This is a genomic window from Streptomyces griseoviridis (assembly GCF_005222485.1).
Lineage (GTDB): Bacteria > Actinomycetota > Actinomycetes > Streptomycetales > Streptomycetaceae > Streptomyces > Streptomyces hintoniae.
The window spans coordinates 998,559-1,017,614 of the sequence record NZ_CP029078.1 but is presented as its reverse complement, the minus strand read 5'-3'; the positions used below and the strand labels follow the sequence as shown (position 1 = coordinate 1,017,614).

General features: G+C 70.8%; 13 protein-coding genes and 1 pseudogene. 4 read left to right on the top strand and 10 right to left on the bottom strand.

The features are described from left to right. Positions 1–7: 7 nt before the first annotated feature. Positions 8–3,433 carry a CHAT domain-containing protein gene (locus DDJ31_RS04315; protein WP_127181622.1) on the top strand — a complete coding sequence of 1,142 codons (3,426 nt, stop codon included), beginning with the start codon at positions 8–10 and terminating at the stop codon, positions 3,431–3,433. 6 nt (positions 3,434–3,439) lie between these two features. On the opposite strand, the gene DDJ31_RS04310 is transcribed toward DDJ31_RS04315, so the two are convergent. Further along, positions 3,440–4,588, bottom strand: coding sequence for a hypothetical protein (locus tag DDJ31_RS04310; RefSeq protein WP_240678287.1), 1,149 nt, complete (start codon positions 4,586–4,588; stop codon positions 3,440–3,442). Positions 4,589–5,260: 672 nt separating this feature from the next. On the opposite strand from DDJ31_RS04310, the gene DDJ31_RS39835 reads away from it, so the two are divergent. After that, the gene (locus DDJ31_RS39835; RefSeq protein WP_346656295.1) at positions 5,261–5,620 is read left to right on the top strand and encodes a GtrA family protein; all 360 of its coding nucleotides are present in this window, start codon (positions 5,261–5,263) and stop codon (positions 5,618–5,620) included. Positions 5,621–5,803: 183 nt separating this feature from the next. On the opposite strand, the gene DDJ31_RS04300 is transcribed toward DDJ31_RS39835, so the two are convergent. The 3 genes from DDJ31_RS04300 to DDJ31_RS04290 form a co-directional block, all read right to left on the bottom strand. Continuing rightward, positions 5,804–6,670, bottom strand: a complete 867-nt coding sequence (locus DDJ31_RS04300; RefSeq protein ID WP_127181624.1) for an AraC family transcriptional regulator — start codon at positions 6,668–6,670, stop codon at positions 5,804–5,806. Between the two features lie 60 nt (positions 6,671–6,730). Beyond that, positions 6,731–7,543: a phytanoyl-CoA dioxygenase family protein gene (locus DDJ31_RS04295; protein ID WP_127181625.1), complete on the bottom strand. Its 813-nt coding sequence runs from the start codon at positions 7,541–7,543 to the stop codon at positions 6,731–6,733. Positions 7,544–8,120: 577 nt separating this feature from the next. Continuing rightward, on the bottom strand, positions 8,121–9,110 hold the full coding sequence (locus DDJ31_RS04290) for an AraC family transcriptional regulator (protein WP_127181626.1): 990 nt from the start codon (positions 9,108–9,110) through the stop codon (positions 8,121–8,123). 101 nt (positions 9,111–9,211) lie between these two features. Between DDJ31_RS04290 and DDJ31_RS04285 the strand changes: the two genes are divergently transcribed. Beyond that, positions 9,212–10,138, top strand: coding sequence for an MBL fold metallo-hydrolase (locus DDJ31_RS04285; protein ID WP_127181627.1), 927 nt, complete (start codon positions 9,212–9,214; stop codon positions 10,136–10,138). Positions 10,139–10,515: 377 nt separating this feature from the next. After that, positions 10,516–10,800: a DUF6262 family protein gene (locus DDJ31_RS38900; protein ID WP_240678288.1), complete on the top strand. Its 285-nt coding sequence runs from the start codon at positions 10,516–10,518 to the stop codon at positions 10,798–10,800. A gap of 305 nt (positions 10,801–11,105) precedes the next feature. Here the strand turns inward: DDJ31_RS38900 and DDJ31_RS04275 are convergent, their stop codons facing one another. The 6 genes and pseudogenes from DDJ31_RS04275 to DDJ31_RS04240 form a co-directional block, all read right to left on the bottom strand. Then, positions 11,106–11,672 carry a hypothetical protein gene (locus tag DDJ31_RS04275; protein ID WP_127181628.1) on the bottom strand — a complete coding sequence of 189 codons (567 nt, stop codon included), beginning with the start codon at positions 11,670–11,672 and terminating at the stop codon, positions 11,106–11,108. 612 nt (positions 11,673–12,284) lie between these two features. Beyond that, positions 12,285–13,013 (bottom strand): annotated as a pseudogene (locus tag DDJ31_RS04265) (helix-turn-helix domain-containing protein); the annotation flags it as partial. A gap of 240 nt (positions 13,014–13,253) precedes the next feature. After that, complete coding sequence (exaC, locus tag DDJ31_RS04260) at positions 13,254–14,777, bottom strand: acetaldehyde dehydrogenase ExaC (protein WP_127181629.1); 1,524 nt, start codon at positions 14,775–14,777, stop codon at positions 13,254–13,256. A gap of 317 nt (positions 14,778–15,094) precedes the next feature. Further along, a complete protein-coding gene (locus DDJ31_RS04250; RefSeq protein ID WP_127182961.1) occupies positions 15,095–16,414 on the bottom strand; it encodes a GAF domain-containing protein in 1,320 nt (439 codons plus the stop codon). A gap of 108 nt (positions 16,415–16,522) precedes the next feature. Further along, a complete protein-coding gene (locus DDJ31_RS04245) occupies positions 16,523–17,122 on the bottom strand; it encodes an N-acetylmuramoyl-L-alanine amidase (RefSeq protein ID WP_127181630.1) in 600 nt (199 codons plus the stop codon). A gap of 720 nt (positions 17,123–17,842) precedes the next feature. Continuing rightward, a complete protein-coding gene (locus DDJ31_RS04240) occupies positions 17,843–19,051 on the bottom strand; it encodes an ROK family transcriptional regulator (RefSeq protein ID WP_127181631.1) in 1,209 nt (402 codons plus the stop codon). Positions 19,052–19,056 lie beyond the last annotated feature (5 nt).

The following is a 19,056-nucleotide window of genomic DNA, read 5'->3' as shown; positions in this document are numbered from 1 at the left end:
ACCCCCGGTGACAGTCTCCACGAGGACGCTGTACGAGTGGTGTTGTGGACAGTGCGGTCGGCAGTGCCAGGCACCGGTCTGGCGCATCGTCGACAGCCGTGAGCGTGCCGACGTCCTCGAAAGTCGCGACGGGCCGGACGGGTTCGGGCCCGGGTTGCACTGCGTGGACTGCCCCGACTGCGGGACCCGGGAGCATGTCGAGGCGCCGCTGCTGGTGCTGCGGACGGCAACGCCCGTACCGTCGTTGTTCGCCACCTCAGTTGCGGAACTCCAGCACGATGCCACCGCGAGCGCGGCCGCGCTGGTGGAGGAGGCGCGGCTCGCCGGGGCCTTCGCCAGCGGGCGGTTCGGCGGGAACGTGGTCGTGCTGCCGCGCAGGCTGCTGCCGTTCGTGCTGAGCCGGGACACGGAACGGGACCTGGCGGATCCCGAGGCGGCGTGCGCGGAGTTGACGTCGTACGGGGCGCCAACCGTGGCCAACTACCGGATCTTCCTGGACAACGCGGCGGCGGAGTCGGCGGGATCCGATGTCCGCGAGCTGTTGCACGCCGTCACCCTGACCATGCCGGACCGGCTCGCCGAACTGGTGCGGGCACACCCCCGGCTCACCGACGACACCCTGGTACGCGATGCCGGGGCACAGGAGCTGCGCGAGGTTGCCGGCACCCCGGTAGAGGCGCCGCTGCGGCTGCGGCAACGGCTGCTGGAGGATCTGTGCGGCGGCCGTACGCCCGTGGATACGGCGATCGAGCGCTACGCGGCAGCGCTGGCCGCCTTCGGGCAGGGACTGCGGGCCAGGCTGTACGAGATGTACGACGAGGTTCGGGGCGCGGACAGCCCGGAGATCATCCCGCTCGCCCGTGCAGCGCTCGAACTCGCCCAGCAGACAGGCGAGATGGAGATGGAGGTCGAACTCGCGGCGCGGCTCGGTGGGTTGCTGGTGTCTTCCCTGCATACGGCCCGTCCTGCCGACCCCGCCGAAGCGGTGCGCGTGCTGCACCTCGCCCTCGCCCGACTGCCGGAGGGCACCCTCCAGTGGGCCGAGGTGGCCGCCAACCTCGCCTCCGCCCAGTACTTCCGTGACGACGGCGACCACATCGAGCGCTGGGAGTCCGCCCGCGATCTGCTCGCCCGCGCCGCCGCCACAGTGGACCGCCGCGCCCACGGCGATCTCTGGGCCCGGGTACGGACCAACTACGGGCTGCTGCTCGGTCAGCGCCCAGGTGGCGGTCCCGCCGATCTGACCCTTGGTATCGAACACGTCCAGGCCGGCCTGGGCGAACGCTCCCCCGAACGCAACCGCGTCGACTGGGTCTACTCCCTGATCAACCTCGGGCTGCTCCTGTTCAGGCGCGGCGAACCGGGCGACCAGGAGCGGGCTGAGCGGTGCTACCGGGAGGCCCTCGGTCGGCTGCGCCCGGAGGACGACCCCGTGCTGTGGTCACAGCTCCAGTGCAACCTGGCCGACCTGCTGCTCGCCCCCGAGCGCGATGCCGCCGACCCGCTCGGCGCCCAGGCCGCGGCGACCGCCGTCGTCACCTTCGCTGCCGCGCACCCGGGACTCCTCGACATCAGCCGCGCCATCTGGCTCCTGGCCAGGACCGCCGACCTGCTCGACGGTCCGGGGAGCGCCGAGGGCCTACGGCTGCGACGCGCGGCGCTGACCGCCGTACCGCCGCGTGTCCTTCCGTTCCTGCACCTGTCCATCGCCCGGGAGGCGATCAACACGCTCGCGGCGGCCGAGGACTGGGGCGGCGCGGCCGATGTGGCGTCGGACATGCTGACCGCCGTCCACGCGCTCTACGACGCCCAGACCACCACCGCCGGCCGCCGGAGCGCGCTCCTGCTGACGCGCGGAACCGCCCGCCAGGCCGCGTTCCTGCTGGCCCGCGCGGGGCGCCCGGAGCGTGCGGTGGAGGTGATCGAACGGGGCCTCGCCCGTGAGTTGTCGGTGGTGGCCGGGCGGGACACGGTGAACCTGGCGGCGCTGGAGGGGGTCGATCCGCTGCTGGCCCGCCGGTACCGGGATGCCCGGGAGCGGTACCGGGTAGTGGCCGCCGGGGTCGAGGAAGCGGGCGCCGCCCCCACCAGAGGGCTCGTCACCTCGGACGCGGGGCGGGTCGCCCCGGCCGGCGGACTCGCCGTCTCGGCCGGAGGGATCGTCGCCTCCGTGGGGGCGCAGGCCGCAGCCGAGCGCGAAGTGCGCGCCGTGGTCGACGAGATCCGAGCGATCCCCGGTTTCGAGGGGTTTCTGCGGACGACCGGGGTGGCGGACGTGGTCCGGGCGGCGGGCGGGAAGCCGCTCGCCTATCTGGTGAACTGGGTCTGGGGCAGCTGCGTCCTCGTGGTGCCGCGGGACGCGCAGGCTGGGGTGCGCGCCGTGTTCGTCCCCGAGGTGACCAGCTCCTCGATCGTCCGGCTCCTGACGCTCGACCTGGAGGCCCGGAAGGCAGGGCTGTTCCTGGTCCAGCAGGCCGGTGCGCTCAAGCGGCGACGTGAACTGCCAGGCGCGGTGCACCGGTTGCGGGGGCTCGCCCCGTTGCTGCGACCCCTCGCCGGGCTGCTGGCGGAAGATCCGGGCCACGAGGTGGTCGTCGTACCGACCGGGCTGCTCGGGCAGATGCCGTTGCAGGCCGTGCCGGTGGGGGAGAGCGACGAATCACTTGATGATCTGGGGACGTTGACGCTCGCTCCGTCGGCCGGGGTGTACGCCGCCTCCCGAGCCGCCGCCGGTCGGCCACCTCCGCCCGTGCCACGGCTGGTCGCCGTCTCGGATCCCGACGGCTCGCTGCCGGGCGCGCGCAGTGAACTGGCCGCGATCCGGGCGCTGTTCGCGGCGGGCGGGGAGACCGTGTCCGCCGTGGGGGACGACGCCACGGTCGAGTGGCTGCTTGAACATTTCACGGAGGCGTCGTATCTGCACCTGAGCTGCCACGGGAGCGCGGAACTCATCGGCCAGGGCGGCACGTTGGCGCTCGCGGACGGCGTCCTGAAGGTGGACGCGCTCGTACGACGCCAACTCCCGCACTGCCGACTGGTGGTGGCGGGATCCTGTCAGTCCGGGCGGTACGAGACCATCGACGCGCCCGACGAGTTCACCGGGCTGCCGGGCGGCTTCCTCCAGGCCGGGGCCGCCTGCGTGATCACCAGCCTGTGGCAGGTGAACGACCTGGCGACGGCGCTGCTGATGACCCGCCTGTACGAGCTGCTCGCCCCCGTCGACGGTGGCCACGGTGAGCCTCCGGTGTCCGCGCTGCGCGCGGCGCGGAGCTGGCTGCGGTGGCTGACCTGGTCCGGCCTCGCGCGCTACACCGACGCCCACCCCCACCTCGCGGCGCTGACCGAACGGTATGCCCGTCCCGAGCGCGACACCGACGAACGTCCCTTCGCCTCCCCCGTGCACTGGGCGGCGTTCACGGCGTGGGGGGTGTGAGCGGGGTCAGCCCCGGTAGGTCGGGCCGAGCGGGTCGAGACTGTAGTGGGCGTCGGGGTCGCTCGGCGACCGCGGGGCCCTGATCTCCATGACGGTGTAGCGGCCGCCGGCAAGTCCGGAGACGACGACCGTGGCGGCCGAGGTGACCTCCCGGCCGTCGACACAGCTCGGCTGGCAGACCACCTCCGAGACGACACCTTGCGCGGTGGTCGTGGCGCTACCCCAGTCGGTCCAGATCAGGTCGTGCAGCATGGCCCCGCCGTCCCCGCAGAGCAGCAGGAGCGAGACGGGCTCGGTCAGGGGCTTGCCCGAGCAGTCGTCGATCGTCCCGGTCTGCCGGGTCCGCTGCGGGCTCGGGGCGGGCGGTGCCTGGCCAGTGGGGGCCGTGGAGGGGGTCTGCTCCTCGCTCGGCTCCTGCTGCGGGGGCGTCCGCGGTTGCGGTGTGCCGTCCTCGGTCGGCTGGAGCCGGGTCGGTCGGCTCGTCACCGGCGCGTCGGTGGTGCGGGTGCCGCCGTCGCGGCCCGGCACCAGGAGCAGCGCCGTGACGGCCATGCCGACGATGACCGCGACCACGATCACGAGGGCGAGCCGGGCCCCGGACAGACCGGGCGGCTTCCGGCGTGGCGATGCCTCGACGGGGGAGTCCGATGGCGGAGCGGTGTCGGCGGGGCCGTCGGGAGAGGTGATCAGGTCGTCGACCTCCACCGTCCAGACAGGCGGCTCAGGCTCCAACCCCCTCAGTAAGTCCAGCAGTTGTGCGGGGGTCGCCCGCTCCTGCGGATCCTCGGCCAGGCATACGGCGACGACCTGCCGCAGCCGCACCGGCAGGTTGTCGAGGTCGTGCCGTCGGTTGCTGACGCCGGTGTACGCCGCGACCAGCAGCGTCCCCAGCGCGACCATGTCGGCCGTGGGCCCGGACGCCCCGGCGCGCCGCCCCGGCGCGTCACCGGTCAGCCGCGGCCCGCCCCGCGTCAGCAGCACGTTCCCGGCCCGCACGTCGCCGTGCACCCGCCCGGCCTGGTGCAGCACGGCCAGTGCCCCGGCCAGCCCCGCCGCGATCCACAGCACCGCGTCCTCCGGCAGCCCACCGGCGGTCCCGACAACCTCCGCGAGCGAGGGCGCGGGCCCGGCACCGACGGCATCCCTCCGCGCCAACTCCCCACCGGACCAAGCCCCCACCTGCCCCGACCCGCCCTCTACCGGATCACTGCCTGCCGAACGCCTCATTCCGTCCCCCGACTAGAAGAAGTTCCAGGACAAGTCTGGCCAAATCCGGGCCGCCCTACAAGGACTTGGGCACTGGGACTCAGCCCTTCACCAAGCCAACACGTACGGAGAGATGCGTCGGCGGCGCGTCATCCAGGTATGGGATCAATTCCTGTCGTCCCAACCACGAAAGATCGAGGCTGGTGCGCCACCTCATGGATGTGGAAGTGCTCGACGGCGCTGGAGACTTCCGATTGCTCTCATGCCGAGTGGTCGACACGACGCTGTCGCTGCCGAAGGCCAACCGGTTCTGCAAAGGCATCTCTCCAGGATCGGCTACACCACGGCCACCTTCACCTATCAGAACCCCCAACGCCTCGCCGGCCGCCCGAAGTGGGGGAGCCGCCGCCTTCTGAACTACGGCATCAACGGACTGCTGTCCTACAACGACAACCGGCCCCTGAGGCTGGTGAATACGTCGGCCGCATCTACCACGAGGTGAAGCGGCGTCCGCCCTTCGTGGTCCGGGACACGGACGAGCGCCCCGCCCCGGGGACAGGTCCCTCGCCCCGCCGACCGGCCGCTCGACCACGAGGCCGTCCGACATCGACCGGGCAGTTCGTGACCTCTGTGCTGATCGGGTTCGTCAATACCGGCGTGTACCAGGCCGTCGACGTCGCCCTGAACTCACGGATCCCCTATCTCGCGGCGCATGTCGTCGCGTTCGCCGTCAGCGTCGTCGGTTCCTTCGTGCTCAATTCTTATCCCACCTGCCTACCTCTCCGACCTGGGGCGCTTTTCTCCGATATCCGATATCCGCTATCCAGCGTCTTCCATCTGGTGGCCTCGGGAGCGCTCCTCTACCTGGCCGTCAGCCGACTCGAAATGAACGAGAATGTCGCCGCTCTCGTCACCGGAGCCCTGATCACGCCAATCTCCTTCCTCGTGGTCCGCACGCTGGGTACGCCCGAGCGCCGATGAGTGGTGCTTCCTTCCTCTCGTCCGAGACGACGGCTTCCTGGCCCTGGTGGACCGGTTCTACGCCACGGACAACGGCTGCATCGCCAACGGCGTCCTCCTCGCCTCCTAGGTCTCCCTCGCCCTTCCCCCGTCCTCGCGGCCCCGGCGCGGGTGGCGCGGCCGGTGGGCCCGGCGGTCAGCACCTCAGCCGTGCTCGGGCTCCACCGGGAGCCACAGTTCGGCGTCGGCCGCGGTCTTGTCCGGCGACAGGCGGGTGCGCAGGATCTCAGGGCCGGTGCGGGTGCGGTACGGGTTCGACGGGAACCACGCGGTGAACACGTCCCGCCACAGCTCCTGGATGGCCTGCGGTATCGGCCCGGAGGTGGTGAAGACCGCCCAGGTGCCGGCCGGGACAGTCAGCGCGGTCATCCCCTCGGGGGCGGCCGAGGACGTGATCACGCCCTGGTAGTAGTCGAGTTCGGTGCCCTCGGCGCGGCTGGGATCCAGGTCGTCGCAGACCGCGACGATGCCGTGCGGCTCCTGGTCCGACAGCTTGTCCAGGCGCTCCATGGTGCCCGGAGCGATCCCTCGGACGAAGTCCATGATCGCCTGGTTGGGGCCGAGGTGCACCAGCGGTACCCGGGTCTTGAGCCCGACGACGGTGAAGTCCGCCTTGTCCACGACGCGGTAGCGCATGCTGCTGCTCCCTTCAATGGTGAGGCGGAAGGCCATCCGGGACTGGGAGCTGAGCGTGGCGCCGGTGCGCCGGGCCTCGCCCGGTCCGATGCCGTGCATGGCACGGAACGCCCGCGCGAACGCCTCGCCGGAGCCGTATCCGTAGCGCACCGCGATCTGCAGCAGCGTCGCACGTCCCGCGAGTACTTCGGCGCCTGCGAGGGTGAGCCGACGGCGCCGGACGTACTCCGACAGCGGCATGCCCGCGAGCGCGGAGAACATCCGGCGGAGGTGGTACTCCGAGGTGCCCGCGACCCGTGCCAGTTCCTCCACGTCGACGGCCTGGTCGAGACGGCACTCGATGTGCTCCATGGCCTGGTTCAGTCGCTCCAGCACGCCCGGCCTCCCTCCTCTTCCCTCGCGGTTGCTTTGCCAGCGATGGCCGTAGGGCACGTTTTACGCCGCGCTGCGGTCGGTGTCGTCCCCATCCGGACCGGGGGAGTTCTGTCCCAGGCCCCGGCGAATCGCTATCTCCACGGGTGAGTACGTGCCGTCGGTCCGCTCCAGTTCGTACGGTGCGGCCGGCATCAGCGGCGGCTGCGCCATGAGGCGCGGCCGTACCCCATGGTGCGGTTGCGCCGCGTGCACCAGGAACGGATGGCACAGGAAGACATCGCCCGGGGACCCGGTGGCAAAGGCGAGTGGCCGATGGCCGGACGCCGCCACCAGATCGGGGGCGAGGGTCAGCCCGCTCGCCCCGTCCTCCCCGTACTTCTCCAGCACCTTCGGCACGTCGAGGTGTGAGCCGACTCGAATCCGTGTCGGAGCGTCCTCCTCACCGACCTCGCTGAACAGGAACAGCATCAGCAGCGCCCGGTCCCGGGAACGCAGATTGGTGAAGTACCAGCTCTCGCCCTCCGGCAGATAGCTCCCCTCGATGTGCCAGCCCGCGTCGTCCGGCTCCTGCTCGTGGGGGAAGCGCAGCGGGAACGTACCCAGCGAGTAGCGCGGCTCCCAGCGTCCCGCGCCGACGAGCAGGTCGTACGCGTGGTGCAGAGACGGGGAGTTGGGCGCGGCGGCGAACGGCCCCTGCGCCAGGCCGGCCACCCAGTGGACGGGCTGCGTCCACGTCGCGGGAGCGTCCGGGTCGCAGCCCGTCTCCCGCCACAGCAGCCGCGCGCAGTCCGCGGCCACGCGCGGCGCGACAGCGCCCTCCAGCTTCACGAAGCCGTCGCGGAGGAAACGGGATACCAAGGTGGTGTCGTCCATGCCCTCATGGTGCGGCGACACCGGCCCCGGTCACCCGACATTCGCCGCACCGCCTTTGTCGGGTGATCACCGGAACGCGGTCAGGCGACGCACGGCCCAGCCGCACCAGCACGACGGGCTCGCGAGACGCCGCGAGGCTCTGCCTGCGGTCGGCGTTCCCCTTCGAAATTCCTTGAGGACCTGCCCGCGAGCAGGTGCTGAACTGGCGCAACCGCGCCGCCGCCGACCGCCAGGTCTCGCACGATCACATCATCCGGTACGGCGAGCACTCCGTGCGGCGCCTGTTCACCAGGGTGTTCGTCCCGAACGGGCAGGGCCTTTCATGCCTCCAACACCTGGACCCTGGCTACACCTTGTGGGGCAGTCGTGAGTGGAGTCGACCTGACCGGGTTGCGCCGCGGGCCGCGGCGGAGGCAGCGTGCAAGAACGGCGACGGCCTGAAGGCGAAGGCGAGCCCGCGGGTCGTCCGTACGGTGCGCCGCGACGGGCGGGAGCCGCTGGGCCACGGGGCTGCGATCAGGGCGCTGGTCACCGGGCGCGTTCGGAGCCGGTGATGAGGACCTGGTGGGCGTGTCGTTCATGCGGGTCCGGCTTGCGGGTCACCCGAGTCGAGTGGCTGTGCGCGCGACTTTGGGTGCCGGTTCGCGTCGACTGCGGAAGCGGCGTGCGCACGGTACCTCCCCGGTGTGATGCCGAACTCTCTCTCGAAGGCGTGGGAGAGGGCGTACGGGCTGCCGTAGCCGACCCGGCCCGCGATGGTGGCCAGGGTGTCCTTGGTGTCGCGGAGCAGTGTGGCGGCGAGGATGACGCGCCACCAGGTCAGGTACGTCATCGGGGGACGGCCTACCAGGGTGGTGAACCGGCGCGCGAGGGTGGGGCGGGAGACGCCTGCCGCTGTGGCCAGGCGGTCGATGCTCCACGGTGCGGCCGGTTCGGAGTGCAGTGCTCGCAGGGCGGCGGCTGTCACCGGGTCGCCCAGTGCGCCGGGCCAGGCTCCGCTGGTGGTCTCGGTCATCCAGGAGCGGATCATGTAGACGAGGAGGAGGTCGAGCAGGCTCGGGAGCGCGACGCCGGAGCCGGGCCGCACCTCGTCCAGTTCACCGGCGAGCAGGTCGATCGCGGCGCGGAGTTCGCGGTGGCTGCCCACTCGGCTGGGAAGGTGGACGACTTCCGGCAGCTCTGCCATCAGCGGGTGCATGCGGCTGCAGTCGAGCCAGTACTTGCCGCAGAGCATCTCCGTCCCGTCGTGGTCCTGCCGGGCTCGCGGCTCTGTCTCCGCGAGCCACTGCTCGAACGGTGCCGGCTGCTGGGCGGTGAGCGCCGTATCGACGGGGGAGTCGGCGATGACATGGCCGGTGCCGTGCGGAAGCAGCACCGCGTCGCCCACGCCGAGGGACACCGGGGTGCCGCCGTCGGTCAGGAGCCAGCAACTGCCCTTCAGGACGACGTAGAAGCCCGCGCCGTCGTAGGGGTCCAGGCGGGCGCACCAGCTCCCGCCCGTCCGTACCCGGTGGAACCACGGATGCCCGAGGTGCGCGGCTGAGATCGCGTCGCTCACCACGTCCATCTCCGCAGACTATCTCCCGCATGAATCGTGAGACGCACACGTATTTTGTTGAGCCGGATGCGCATTGAGAGGCTCGTTCGGTCTTTCTTAAGGTCGGCCACATGATGAACGAGGACGAGCGTGTGCAGAGCCTGGTGCTGGGGAACGTCGAGGTCATCCGGATCGTCGAGTGGCACGAGCCGTTCCTGCCCACTTCCGGCATGCTCCCGGGAGCCGGCACCGAGGTGTGGAAGGCCAACGAGGAGTGGCTGGCACCGGACCACTGGGAGCCGGACAGCGACCTGGCGGTGCTTGCTCTGCAGAGCTGGGTACTGCGCAGCGGTGGCCGGACCGTCCTGGTCGACACCGGAGCGGGTGATGGGCGGGAGCGTCCGGGCATGGGGCCCTTCCACCAGGCGCGCAGCGATTTCCTCGGCCTCCTGGCGCGGGCCGGTGTGCGCCCGCAGGAGGTCGATGTCGTCGTCAACACTCACCTCCACGTCGACCACGTCGGCTGGAACACCCTCGACGCGGACGGGCAATGGGTACCGACGTTCCCCCACGCCCAGTACCTGATTCCGGCCGCCGACGACTTCCATTACGGTCCGGACAACGCGTACGGCAACGGTGCGCAGGAGGCCGACCGCCTGATCTACGAAGACAGCATCAGGCCCCTCCACGAGGCCGGACAGGCCGTGCTCTGGGACGGCCTCCATCAGATCGACGAACACCTCACCCTGGAGTCGGCCCCCGGCCACACCCCTGGCTCGTCCGTACTGCGACTGGCCTCCGGCAGCGACCGGGCGGTCTTCGTGGGAGATCTCCTGCACAGCCCGGTACAGATCCTCGATCCGTGCTGCAACAGCAGCGCCTGCCTGGACCCGGAGCAAGCAGTGGCAAGTCGCCGTCGGATTCTCGGGCGGGCGGCCGATGAACGGGAACTGCTCGTCCCCGCACACTTCGGTGGTGCCGGCGCACTGGAAGTCCGACGCAACAGAGCCGGATTCGACCTCGGCCCGTGGGCGACGGCCGTCCCGAGCCGACGATGACGACGGCCGTCCCGAGCCGGCGATGACGACGGCCGTACGCCCGCGTCGCCACGAAGGAGACGGGGCTCAAACCGCGGCGGTGGAAGGCCTGTTGCCCCTGGATCGCGTCCACGCCGTCGCGACCTGACCGTGGTCACGCTGCTGGAAACCTACGGTGACCGCACCGCGGCCCCAACCAGCCGGATGGAAGGCCCGCGCGTGGTGAGGAAGAAGACCTCGGGGCCCAGCAATGAGCTCCCTCGCACCCACCTGGGCGGATGCCTGCGGTGCCCCGAAGCGTGATCGTCAGGGACCCGGCCCGAAGAGACAGCCGTATCCGGTGACATGGTGTGGGACGTCTCGGACGCCGCCGCTGGCGACTCCGAACAGGAAGTTGCATGAACACCGCCACCGTTCCCGAACCCCGCACCGCGGCGGCTCTGGCCGCCCGCCGCCGCAGGACCGAAGCCGCCCTTGAGCGTGTCCACCAGGCCATCGCCCGGCTCCGGCGCGAGAAAGCCCAGGTCAGTGTCGCCGCCGTCGCCCGCCGCGCGGACGTCTCGTGCACCTTCCTCTATGACAACATTGGGGCCAGAGCCGCCGTCGCCGCAGCGATGACGCGGGCTGGCGAACATCAATCCCGCACGCTCGCTGAACAGGATGCCGAACACGAGGCGACCTGAGGCGAACGCGCCCTGAACGCCGAGGACGCCCTCAAAGCCACCCACGCCGAGATCCTCGCCCAGCGCTCCGCATCGGCGAACTCCTCGGCCAGATGAGCGACTTGGAGGCCGAGTGAACCGAGGTGGCCGTGCAGCGGATCACCACCGAACACCGCACTCAAGCAGCGGGTCCGTCAGCTGACCGCCGACAACCGCACCCTCGACGAACGGCTCAAGGCAGCCCGCTCCAACCTCCGCTTCCAGGACCGGCGCATCGCCGCTCTCGAAGCCCGCCTTGCAGACGCGCTCTGTTGAGACGAAACGGTCTACCCCCGTAGCAACCGTCGGCGGAGGGCTTCCTGCTCTGGGCTCGGCGCAGGAGCGGGCTGCGGTTGAGGCCTGTCGGAGGCGTGCGCGAGGGCGTGGGCGATGCGGTCGCTGCTGCGGATGATGTGTGCGTCGGACTGCGGCGCGGGCCACGTCACCAAGAGGTAGTCCTCCACCGGCTCGGCGCTGGCCTTTTCCGGAAGGACGTTGCGGCCTCGCGCGTGAACGCGGAGGCGGTACCAGCCAGGTCCCGCCGGACTGAGGAGGGCAAGTCCGTCGGCCGGGCCCTGTTCGAGCGACTCGACCCGGAGGAGGCCCGTGGGGACGCGCACGCTGACTTCCACGATCTCTTCCCAGGAGTCGTCCCCCGACGCAGCCGGCGGACCGGTCAGGGCGGTTGCCGTGGTCCGGATCGCGCCGGTGTGGATTCCCGTGACAATGAGTGCCCCCGGTGACATGGGGACGGCAAGTCCGTTGCTCCAGTCCGCCGTCTGGACAGAGATTTCTCCAGCGTCGAGGACACCGAAAGTGTCTTCGGGGACGTACACGTTGCGTGCCGTGGCCATGTCTCTCCCGGCTGGTACGTCATCGCTCTGCGCAAGCCTGCCACGGTTTGCACGGGGGCGGGCAGTGCGTGGGCCGTCCCGGAACGGCACTACCGTACTGCGCGGATGCGGGTGCCTCGGTTTCCCTCGGCACCCGCACGGTGCGTCAGGAGACAGTGACTCTGAAGGGGTCTCCGTCAAGGACACGCTCAGCCCGGAAGAACTGGGTGTTCAGGCCGCCCTGGGCGTTGTTCTCGGTGGCCGTGATCATGCAGACGCTGAAGCCGATCGGACCCGTCCCAGAGAACACGTTGGCCGTCTGGCATCCGTCGAAGGTGCGGCGTGCGCCACCGGAGGACAGTCCTTCACGGGAGCGTGCGATGGGGTATTCGTCCCAGCTCAGGCCCGTGATGCTGGGGGCGTCTCCGCAGGCCGTCTGACGGTTCGTGTTGATGATCGTGTCGTCTTCGGTCCTCGTCAGCGGGTTCGCGAACGTGGCGCCGGGGAGTCCCGATGCCTGGGCGCGCTGGACGTGGGAGGCGAGGGACGGGTAGGAGGCACTGCCGTAGACGAGTTCTGAGGTGTACCAGGGCACCACGCAGCCGACGTTGGCTCGTCCGACGGTGGCGTTGTGAACTTGGAACGGTTCTCGGTCTTCTTGATGTGGCCGTAGAGCTGGTCCTTGCCCAGGTCGTAGGCGGCGAACAGGTGCCGGACCCAGTGCGGGCGAGTGTAGGTCGCGCGGCGCCGCCGTCGTGGCTCGCAGTCGGAGTCCTTCTGCTTCCCGCCGCGTTCAGCCCACTGGCGGCCGGGGTGGGGTTGAAGGTTGAGCGGCCCGAACTCGTCCATGCAGAACACGGCCTCGGGTTCGCCGGGCGCAGGTAGAACCTCGCCATCGGCGATGGCGTAGAGGTGCTCGACACGGGCCTTCTTGACCGCGTAGTCGGGATCCTTCGAAGTCTTCCAGGTCTTCATGCGTTGAAAGGTGACGCCTTCCTCGCGGAGCAGGATGCGCATGCCTTCGTGGCTGATGTCGTCGACCACCCCCTCGGCGACCAGGAGGTCGGCCAGCTTGACCAGGCTCCAGGTCGAGAACGGCAGGCCGTGCTCGACCGGCCTGGACTTGGCGATCTTCTTGATCTCGCGCCGCTCGGGCAGCGTGAACGTCTTGGGCCGGCCGCCCTTGTACTTCGGGTAGAGCGAGGCGAAGCCGTCGGCGTTGAAGTTGTGGATCATGTCCCGGGCCCGGTCCGGGCTGGTGAACGTCACCTGGGCGATCTTGGCCACGTCCATGTCCTGGGCCGATAACAGCACCATCTGGGCCCGCCTCCAGGTCACCACCGACCCGGTACCCCGGCGGATTGATGCGGTAGGCGGCAGCGTCGATTTAGTGCCGCGTCAGGCGACGTTCGCCTTGTTGTGACGAGCCGTCCGGGTGGTGATTCGGGCGGCTCGGTGTGCGTCATGCTTACCAGATGGTCAGTGTTGGGATGACGGTGGGGCAAAGTGGGAGTAGGGAAGCATTTCGCCTTGCTGTCTGAACAACGGATCGGAAGGGTGCCTGACGGGAATTTTCCCAATTCAGGCACCCTTTCGTTTGCCTTAGAAGAAGCCCAGCTTCTTCGGCGAGTAGCTCACCAAGAGGTTCTTCGTCTGCTGATAGTGCTCCAGCATCATCTTGTGGTTCTCCCGTCCGATCCCGGACTGCTTGTACCCGCCGAACGCGGCGTGCGCCGGGTACGCGTGGTAGCAGTTCGTCCACACGCGGCCCGCCTGGATCGAACGACCCGCTCGGTACGCCGTGTTCATGTCTCGGGTCCACACACCCGCGCCGAGACCGTACAGCGTGTCGTTGGCGAGCTTGATCGCGTCGTCGAAGTCGTCGAAGGACGTCACCGAGACGACCGGGCCGAAGATCTCCTCCTGGAAGATCCGCATGCGGTTGTCGCCCTCGAAGATGGTCGGCTGGACGTAGTATCCGCCCTTCAACTCACCCTCGGGCACGATCCGTTCGCCACCCGTGAGGACCCGCGCGCCCTCCTGACGGCCGATGTCCAGGTAGGAGAGGATCTTCTCCAACTGGTCGTTGGACGCCTGCGCGCCGATCATCGTCTCCGTGTCCAGCGGGTGCCCCGGCTTGATCAGCTCGGTACGGGCGACGGCGGCCTCCATGAACTCGGCGTACGTGCCGCGCTGCACCAGCGCCCGCGACGGGCACGTGCACACCTCGCCCTGGTTCAGCGCGAACATGGTGAAGCCCTCGAGCGCCTTGTCGCGGAAGTCGTCGTCCTTGGCCCACACGTCGTCGAAGAAGATGTTCGGCGACTTGCCGCCCAGCTCCAACGTCACCGGCTTGATGTTCTCTGAGGCGTACTGCATGATCAGCCGCCCCGTCGTGGTCTCGCCGGTGAACGCCACCTTCGCCACCCGCGCGCTGGACGCCAGCGGCTTCCCCGCCTCCGCCCCGAAACCGTTGACGATGTTCACCACGCCGGGCGGCAGCAGGTTCGCGACCAGGCTCATCCAGAAGTGGATGGACGCCGGGGTCTGCTCCGCGGGCTTGATGACGACCGCGTTGCCCGCGGCGAGGGCCGGCGCGAGTTTCCAGGTCGCCATCAGGATCGGGAAGTTCCACGGAATGATCTGCGCGACCACGCCCAGCGGCTCGTGGAAGTGGTAAGCGACCGTGTCGTCGTCCACCTCGCCAATCGACCCCTCCTGCGCACGGATCGCGCCGGCGAAGTACCGGAAGTGGTCGATGGCGAGCGGGATGTCGGCGGCCAGTGTCTCGCGCACCGGCTTGCCGTTCTCCCAGCTCTCGGCCACCGCGAGGGCTTCGAGGTTGGCCTCCATCCGGTCCGCGATCTTCAGCAGGATGCCGGCCCGATCCGTCACTGACGTGCGGCCCCAGGCCGGCGCGGCGGCGTGCGCCGCGTCGAGCGCCCGCTCCACGTCCGCGGCCGTGCCGCGCGCGATCTCGGTGAACGGCTGACCGTTCACCGGCGACGGGTTCTCGAAGTACTGGCCCCGGGCCGGCGGTACGTACTCGCCCCCGATGAAGTGGTCATAGCGCGCCTGGTAGGAGACGATCGCGCCCTCGGTGCCGGGCGCCGCGTAACGAGTCATGCCGGTCTGCCTCCTTCAGATGCGCTGCCCGCCGTTGGGTAGCGTTCGCGGCGACGCTAGACAGCCGAACGTTGCAACTACGTTGCCCCCGCCCCCGCCCCCTCGCCCCCCGCCCCCGCCCCCTCGCCCCCCGCCCCCGCCCCCTCGCCCCCCGCCCCCGCCCTCCTCCGTCCCGCCCCGCGCGTCAAGCCCTCGCCTCAGCGCGCGAGCCCGCCCCAAAAGCCCCCGGTGTCGTGTCACCTCCGGCCATGGCGCCGGTCACCCAGCTCTGCGCACGTCACCTCCGGTCACGTCACCTCTGGCCAAGGCGCCCCCGGTCACCCCACCCCGGTCACATCCCGTCCGACATTCACCCCCCGACGTCCTCCGCCCCGCCGCCAGTCCGCCGGTGCCGTCAGCTCCGACTCCAGTGCCGTCAGCCGGGCCCGGACCGCCGCTGTCGGCCGGGCCGCCGCCAGCGCGCGCCAGACGTCGAGGTCGTCCTCGCCCCATGGCGCGTGCGCCCAGTCGGCCAACAGGTCGGGGTCCCGGCCGGTGATCAGCGCCGCCCGCAGCCCGTCGGCGAGGCGCTGCCTGAGCCGTACCACGGCGGGCGCCTGGGAGGTCGGCAGCAACGGCCCGGTGTACGCCGCCACCGCCGAAGTCACCGCGCCGCTCTCCAACCTCCTCTCCACGACGGCGACATCGCACTCGACCGGCACCGTCAGCCGGTATGGCCGAGACTCCAGCAGCCCCGGACCCAGCACCCGGCGCAACCGTGCCAGCTCGGCCCGCAGTGTCACGGGCGTCACCGACTCGTCCTCGTACAGCGCGCACTGCAACTCGTCCCCGGTCAGGCCCTCCGGATGGCGTGCGAGGAGGACGAGGATCTCGCTGTGCCGCCGGCTCAGCCTGACCTTGCGGCCGGCGGCGAGCAGCAGCGCCTCGTCGCGGCCGAGCGCCGTCAGCTCCGGTGTGCCCTGGCAGGAGCGTTCAGGGGGCGTGAGCAGCGCCAGGTGCGACTCGGCGGCCCGCGCCACCGCCTGCACGAACCCCAGACTGTGCGGATGCGCCAGCCCGTTCCCGCCGGTGATGTCTATGGCGCCCAGCACCCGCCCCGTCCGCGGATCGTGCACCGGGGCCGCGGCGCAGGTCCACGGCTGGACCCGGCGTATGAAGTGCTCGGCGGCGAAGACCTGCACGGGACGGTTCAGCGCGACCGCCGTCCCGGGCGCGTTGGTCCCCATCGCGGACTCCGCCCACCGGGCGCCGGGCACGAAGTTCATCCGCTGCGCCTGCCGTCTGGTCGTGGGATGGCCCTCGACCCACAGGAGCCTTCCGTGCGCGTCGCACACCGCGAGCAGATGCTCGCCGTCCGCCGCAAACGTCCCGAGCAGTTCGCGGAAGACCGGCATCACCCGGGCGAGCGGGTGCGCGGCGCGGTAGGCGCCCAGGTCGCCGTCGACGAGGTCCACGTCCGCCGTCCCGTCAGGTCCGACGCCGGCCCGCGCGGAGCGCCGCCAGGATTCGGCGACCACGGAACGCACCGGCCGGGGCACGGTCCCGACCGCGGTGAACGTCTCGTGCGCCCGCCGCAGCATCCGCGCGTGTGCGGCGGGGTCGGCCCCCGGTTCCAGGGCCACCCACTGATCGGTCAACGCGGCCTCCCCGGAGAGCGATGCGGCTGAGGACATCGTCACTCCGGGTACCGGCGCGGACAACCTTTTGGACCGGGGTCACCCGAACGAACTGTGTGAACGGGAAAGTCAGGCGAAGTTGACGAGTCTGATGTAACGCGTCCAGTCCCAGTTGGGGCCGGGATCGGTGTGGTCGGTGCCCGGTACCTCGTAGTGCCCGATGATGTGGGCCCGGTCCTTGGGGATGCCGTAGGTGTCGCAGACGGCCGCCGTGAGTTTGGCCGACTGCTCGTACAGCGCGTTCGTGAAGTAGGCCGGTTGGTCCACCCACCCTTCGTGTTCGATGCCGATGCTGCGCGTGTTGTAGTCCCAGTTCCCGGCGTGCCAGGCGATGTTCGCCTCCCGCACGCACTGCGCCACATGCCCGTCGGCGGAGCGCACGACATAGTGGGCGGACACTTTCTTCGCCGGGTTCTGGAAGATGGCCAGGGTGCTGGGGTAGGTCTCCTGGGTGACGTGGATGACGACGTAGTCGAGCGGGTAGCTGGTCGGGCGCTTCGAGACGGTGTAGTTGCCGCTGTTCGCGGGCTGCCAGTCGGCGAGGGGATAGTCCACGGCCTGTGCCTCCGCGCCGGCCCGCGCGTCGGGGAGTAACGCGTACGGGACGGCGGCGAGTGCGGTGCCCTTCAGGAATCGCCGCCTGTTCAGTCCTGGTCTTGGTCGGTCCATCGGGTGCTGCCTTCCGGGTGGGGGAGCCGTTCGGTTCCGCGGGGCCCGCGGCGCGTCCGCCGCCGCGAAGGGGGAGCCCTGCGGCGCGTCTTCCGTCGCCACGCGTGTGTCCCGCGGCGAGTGTCGCGCGGCGACCGCCATCTTTCGCGGATCTCCGCGCTGCGCGGGAAGTCGGTGTCGCGGTGGCGGGTGTCACGCACATCGGCTGACGGGGGCTTGGCCGAGGGGCGCCCGTCCGGAGGGAGCCCGTCCCCAGGGTGCCCGTCGCACGGGCACCCGACCCATAGGCCCTCGGTCGGTCGGTACTCGGCCCACGCGCACCCGGTCGACATGGACTCGATCGCCGCGCTGCTGAGCCCCAACATGCGCTCGACCATCGCGCTGCCGATTCCCGACAAGCACTCGACCATCGCGCTGCCGAGCCCCGACAAGCACTCGACGACCGCGCCCCCGAGCCCGACGGACACCCGACCACCGCGCGACGACGACGCCGTGTCCGTCCGAACCCTGCCTCCCGCGTCACGTGGATCCCCCTTCAACTCACCCCGACCTGACGGATGCTGTCGTCCCGTCGGGAGTGCCTCGCGTGATTCACGGTACGACGACGGAGGGGCCGGTAGAAGGGCATGGCGAGGTTCCGTGGACAGGACCTCGAATGTGGACAACTCGCTCACTCACACGAGTGAAGTCGGCCTGGAGGCAGGTGAGATGGGGCCGGTTTCAGACCCGTTCGCCCACAGCCGCGGGATCGTCGAGCACCGCCCGCACCACCGAGTGCGCGGCGCCGAGCAGCGGGCCCTCCGGGCCCAGCCGGGAGACCGACACCGGGCACGCGGGGCCCGCCGTACGCCGGTCCAGCTCCTCCTCCAGCGCGGGCAGCAGCCACGGCGCGAGCCCCGACAGCGCGCCGCCCAGGACCACGGCCTCGGGGTCCAGCAGGTTCACCGCGCCGGTCAGCGCGATGCCGAGGGCGGTGCCCGCGTCGCGCAGGGCCCGTCGTACGTCCTCGTCCCCCTCGGCGGCACGGTCCGCGAGCAGGCCGACCCGGTCCTCGCCCGGCTCAAGGCCCGCCGCCCGCAGAACCGCTTCCTCACCGGCGTACTGCTCCAGGCAGCCGCGCCCGCCGCACGGGCAGGCGGGTCCCTCCGGGCGCACCGGGACATGTCCCAGCTCGCCCGCGAAACCGCGGGTCCCGCGCAGCAGTCCGCCGTCCACGACGACCGCGGCGCCGATGCCGATCTCCGCCGACACGTGCAGGAAGTCGGGCGGGGTGTCCGCGCCGAGCCACAGTTCGGCCAGGGCACCGAAGTTGGCCTCGTTGTCGACCGTCAGCGGGAACTCGGCGGGCAGCAGGGCGCCGAGATCCGTGTCCCGCCACTCCAGGTTGGGTGCGCGTACGACGGTCCGGGCGTCCCGGGCCACCAGGCCGGGCACCGCGACCGCGAGCCCCGCGGGCCACAGCCCGGCCCGCTCGGCGCGCGCCACGACCCGGCGGACCAGCGTGGTGAGTTCGGCGAGCACGGGGGCGGCCGGTCGTCCCCGGTTCGCGCCCTGCCGCACGATCCGCGCGCGTACCTCGCCGCGCAGGTCGACCGCGCACACCGCGAGGTGGTCGACGCCGATCTCCGCGCCGATGCCGGCCGGACCGTGCCCGCTGACGGCGAGCGCCGAGCCGGGACGTCCCACCCGCCCCGGCCGCTCAGGACCCAGCTCCTGGAGCAGCCCGGAGCGGATGAGTTCGTCGACGAGGCTCGACACGGCCGCGCGGGTCAGACCGATGCGAGAGGCGACCGCGGCTCGGGACAGCGGCCCCCCGGCGCTCACGGCGTGCATCACCCGGGCCAGGTTGCGGCGGCGCATGCCCTGTTGCGTGTCGGGCAGCGCCCGCCCCGGCCCGGCCGGGTGCGCCTCGTGCGGCGGTGCGGTCATCCCTG

Excerpts from the sequence above, each read along its gene's own strand:
- DDJ31_RS04245 (WP_127181630.1), bottom strand. The coding sequence starts at position 17,122 with ATGGACCGACCAAGACCAGGACTGAACAGGCGGCGATTCCTGAAGGGC.
- DDJ31_RS04295 (WP_127181625.1), bottom strand. The coding sequence starts at position 7,543 with ATGGACGACACCACCTTGGTATCCCGTTTCCTCCGCGACGGCTTCGTG.
- DDJ31_RS04240 (WP_127181631.1), bottom strand. The coding sequence starts at position 19,051 with ATGACCGCACCGCCGCACGAGGCGCACCCGGCCGGGCCGGGGCGGGCG.
- DDJ31_RS38900 (WP_240678288.1), top strand. The coding sequence starts at position 10,516 with ATGAACACCGCCACCGTTCCCGAACCCCGCACCGCGGCGGCTCTGGCC.
- exaC (WP_127181629.1), bottom strand. The coding sequence starts at position 14,777 with ATGACTCGTTACGCGGCGCCCGGCACCGAGGGCGCGATCGTCTCCTAC.
- DDJ31_RS04275 (WP_127181628.1), bottom strand. The coding sequence starts at position 11,672 with ATGGCCACGGCACGCAACGTGTACGTCCCCGAAGACACTTTCGGTGTC.
- DDJ31_RS04285 (WP_127181627.1), top strand. The coding sequence starts at position 9,212 with ATGATGAACGAGGACGAGCGTGTGCAGAGCCTGGTGCTGGGGAACGTC.
- DDJ31_RS04290 (WP_127181626.1), bottom strand. The coding sequence starts at position 9,110 with ATGGACGTGGTGAGCGACGCGATCTCAGCCGCGCACCTCGGGCATCCG.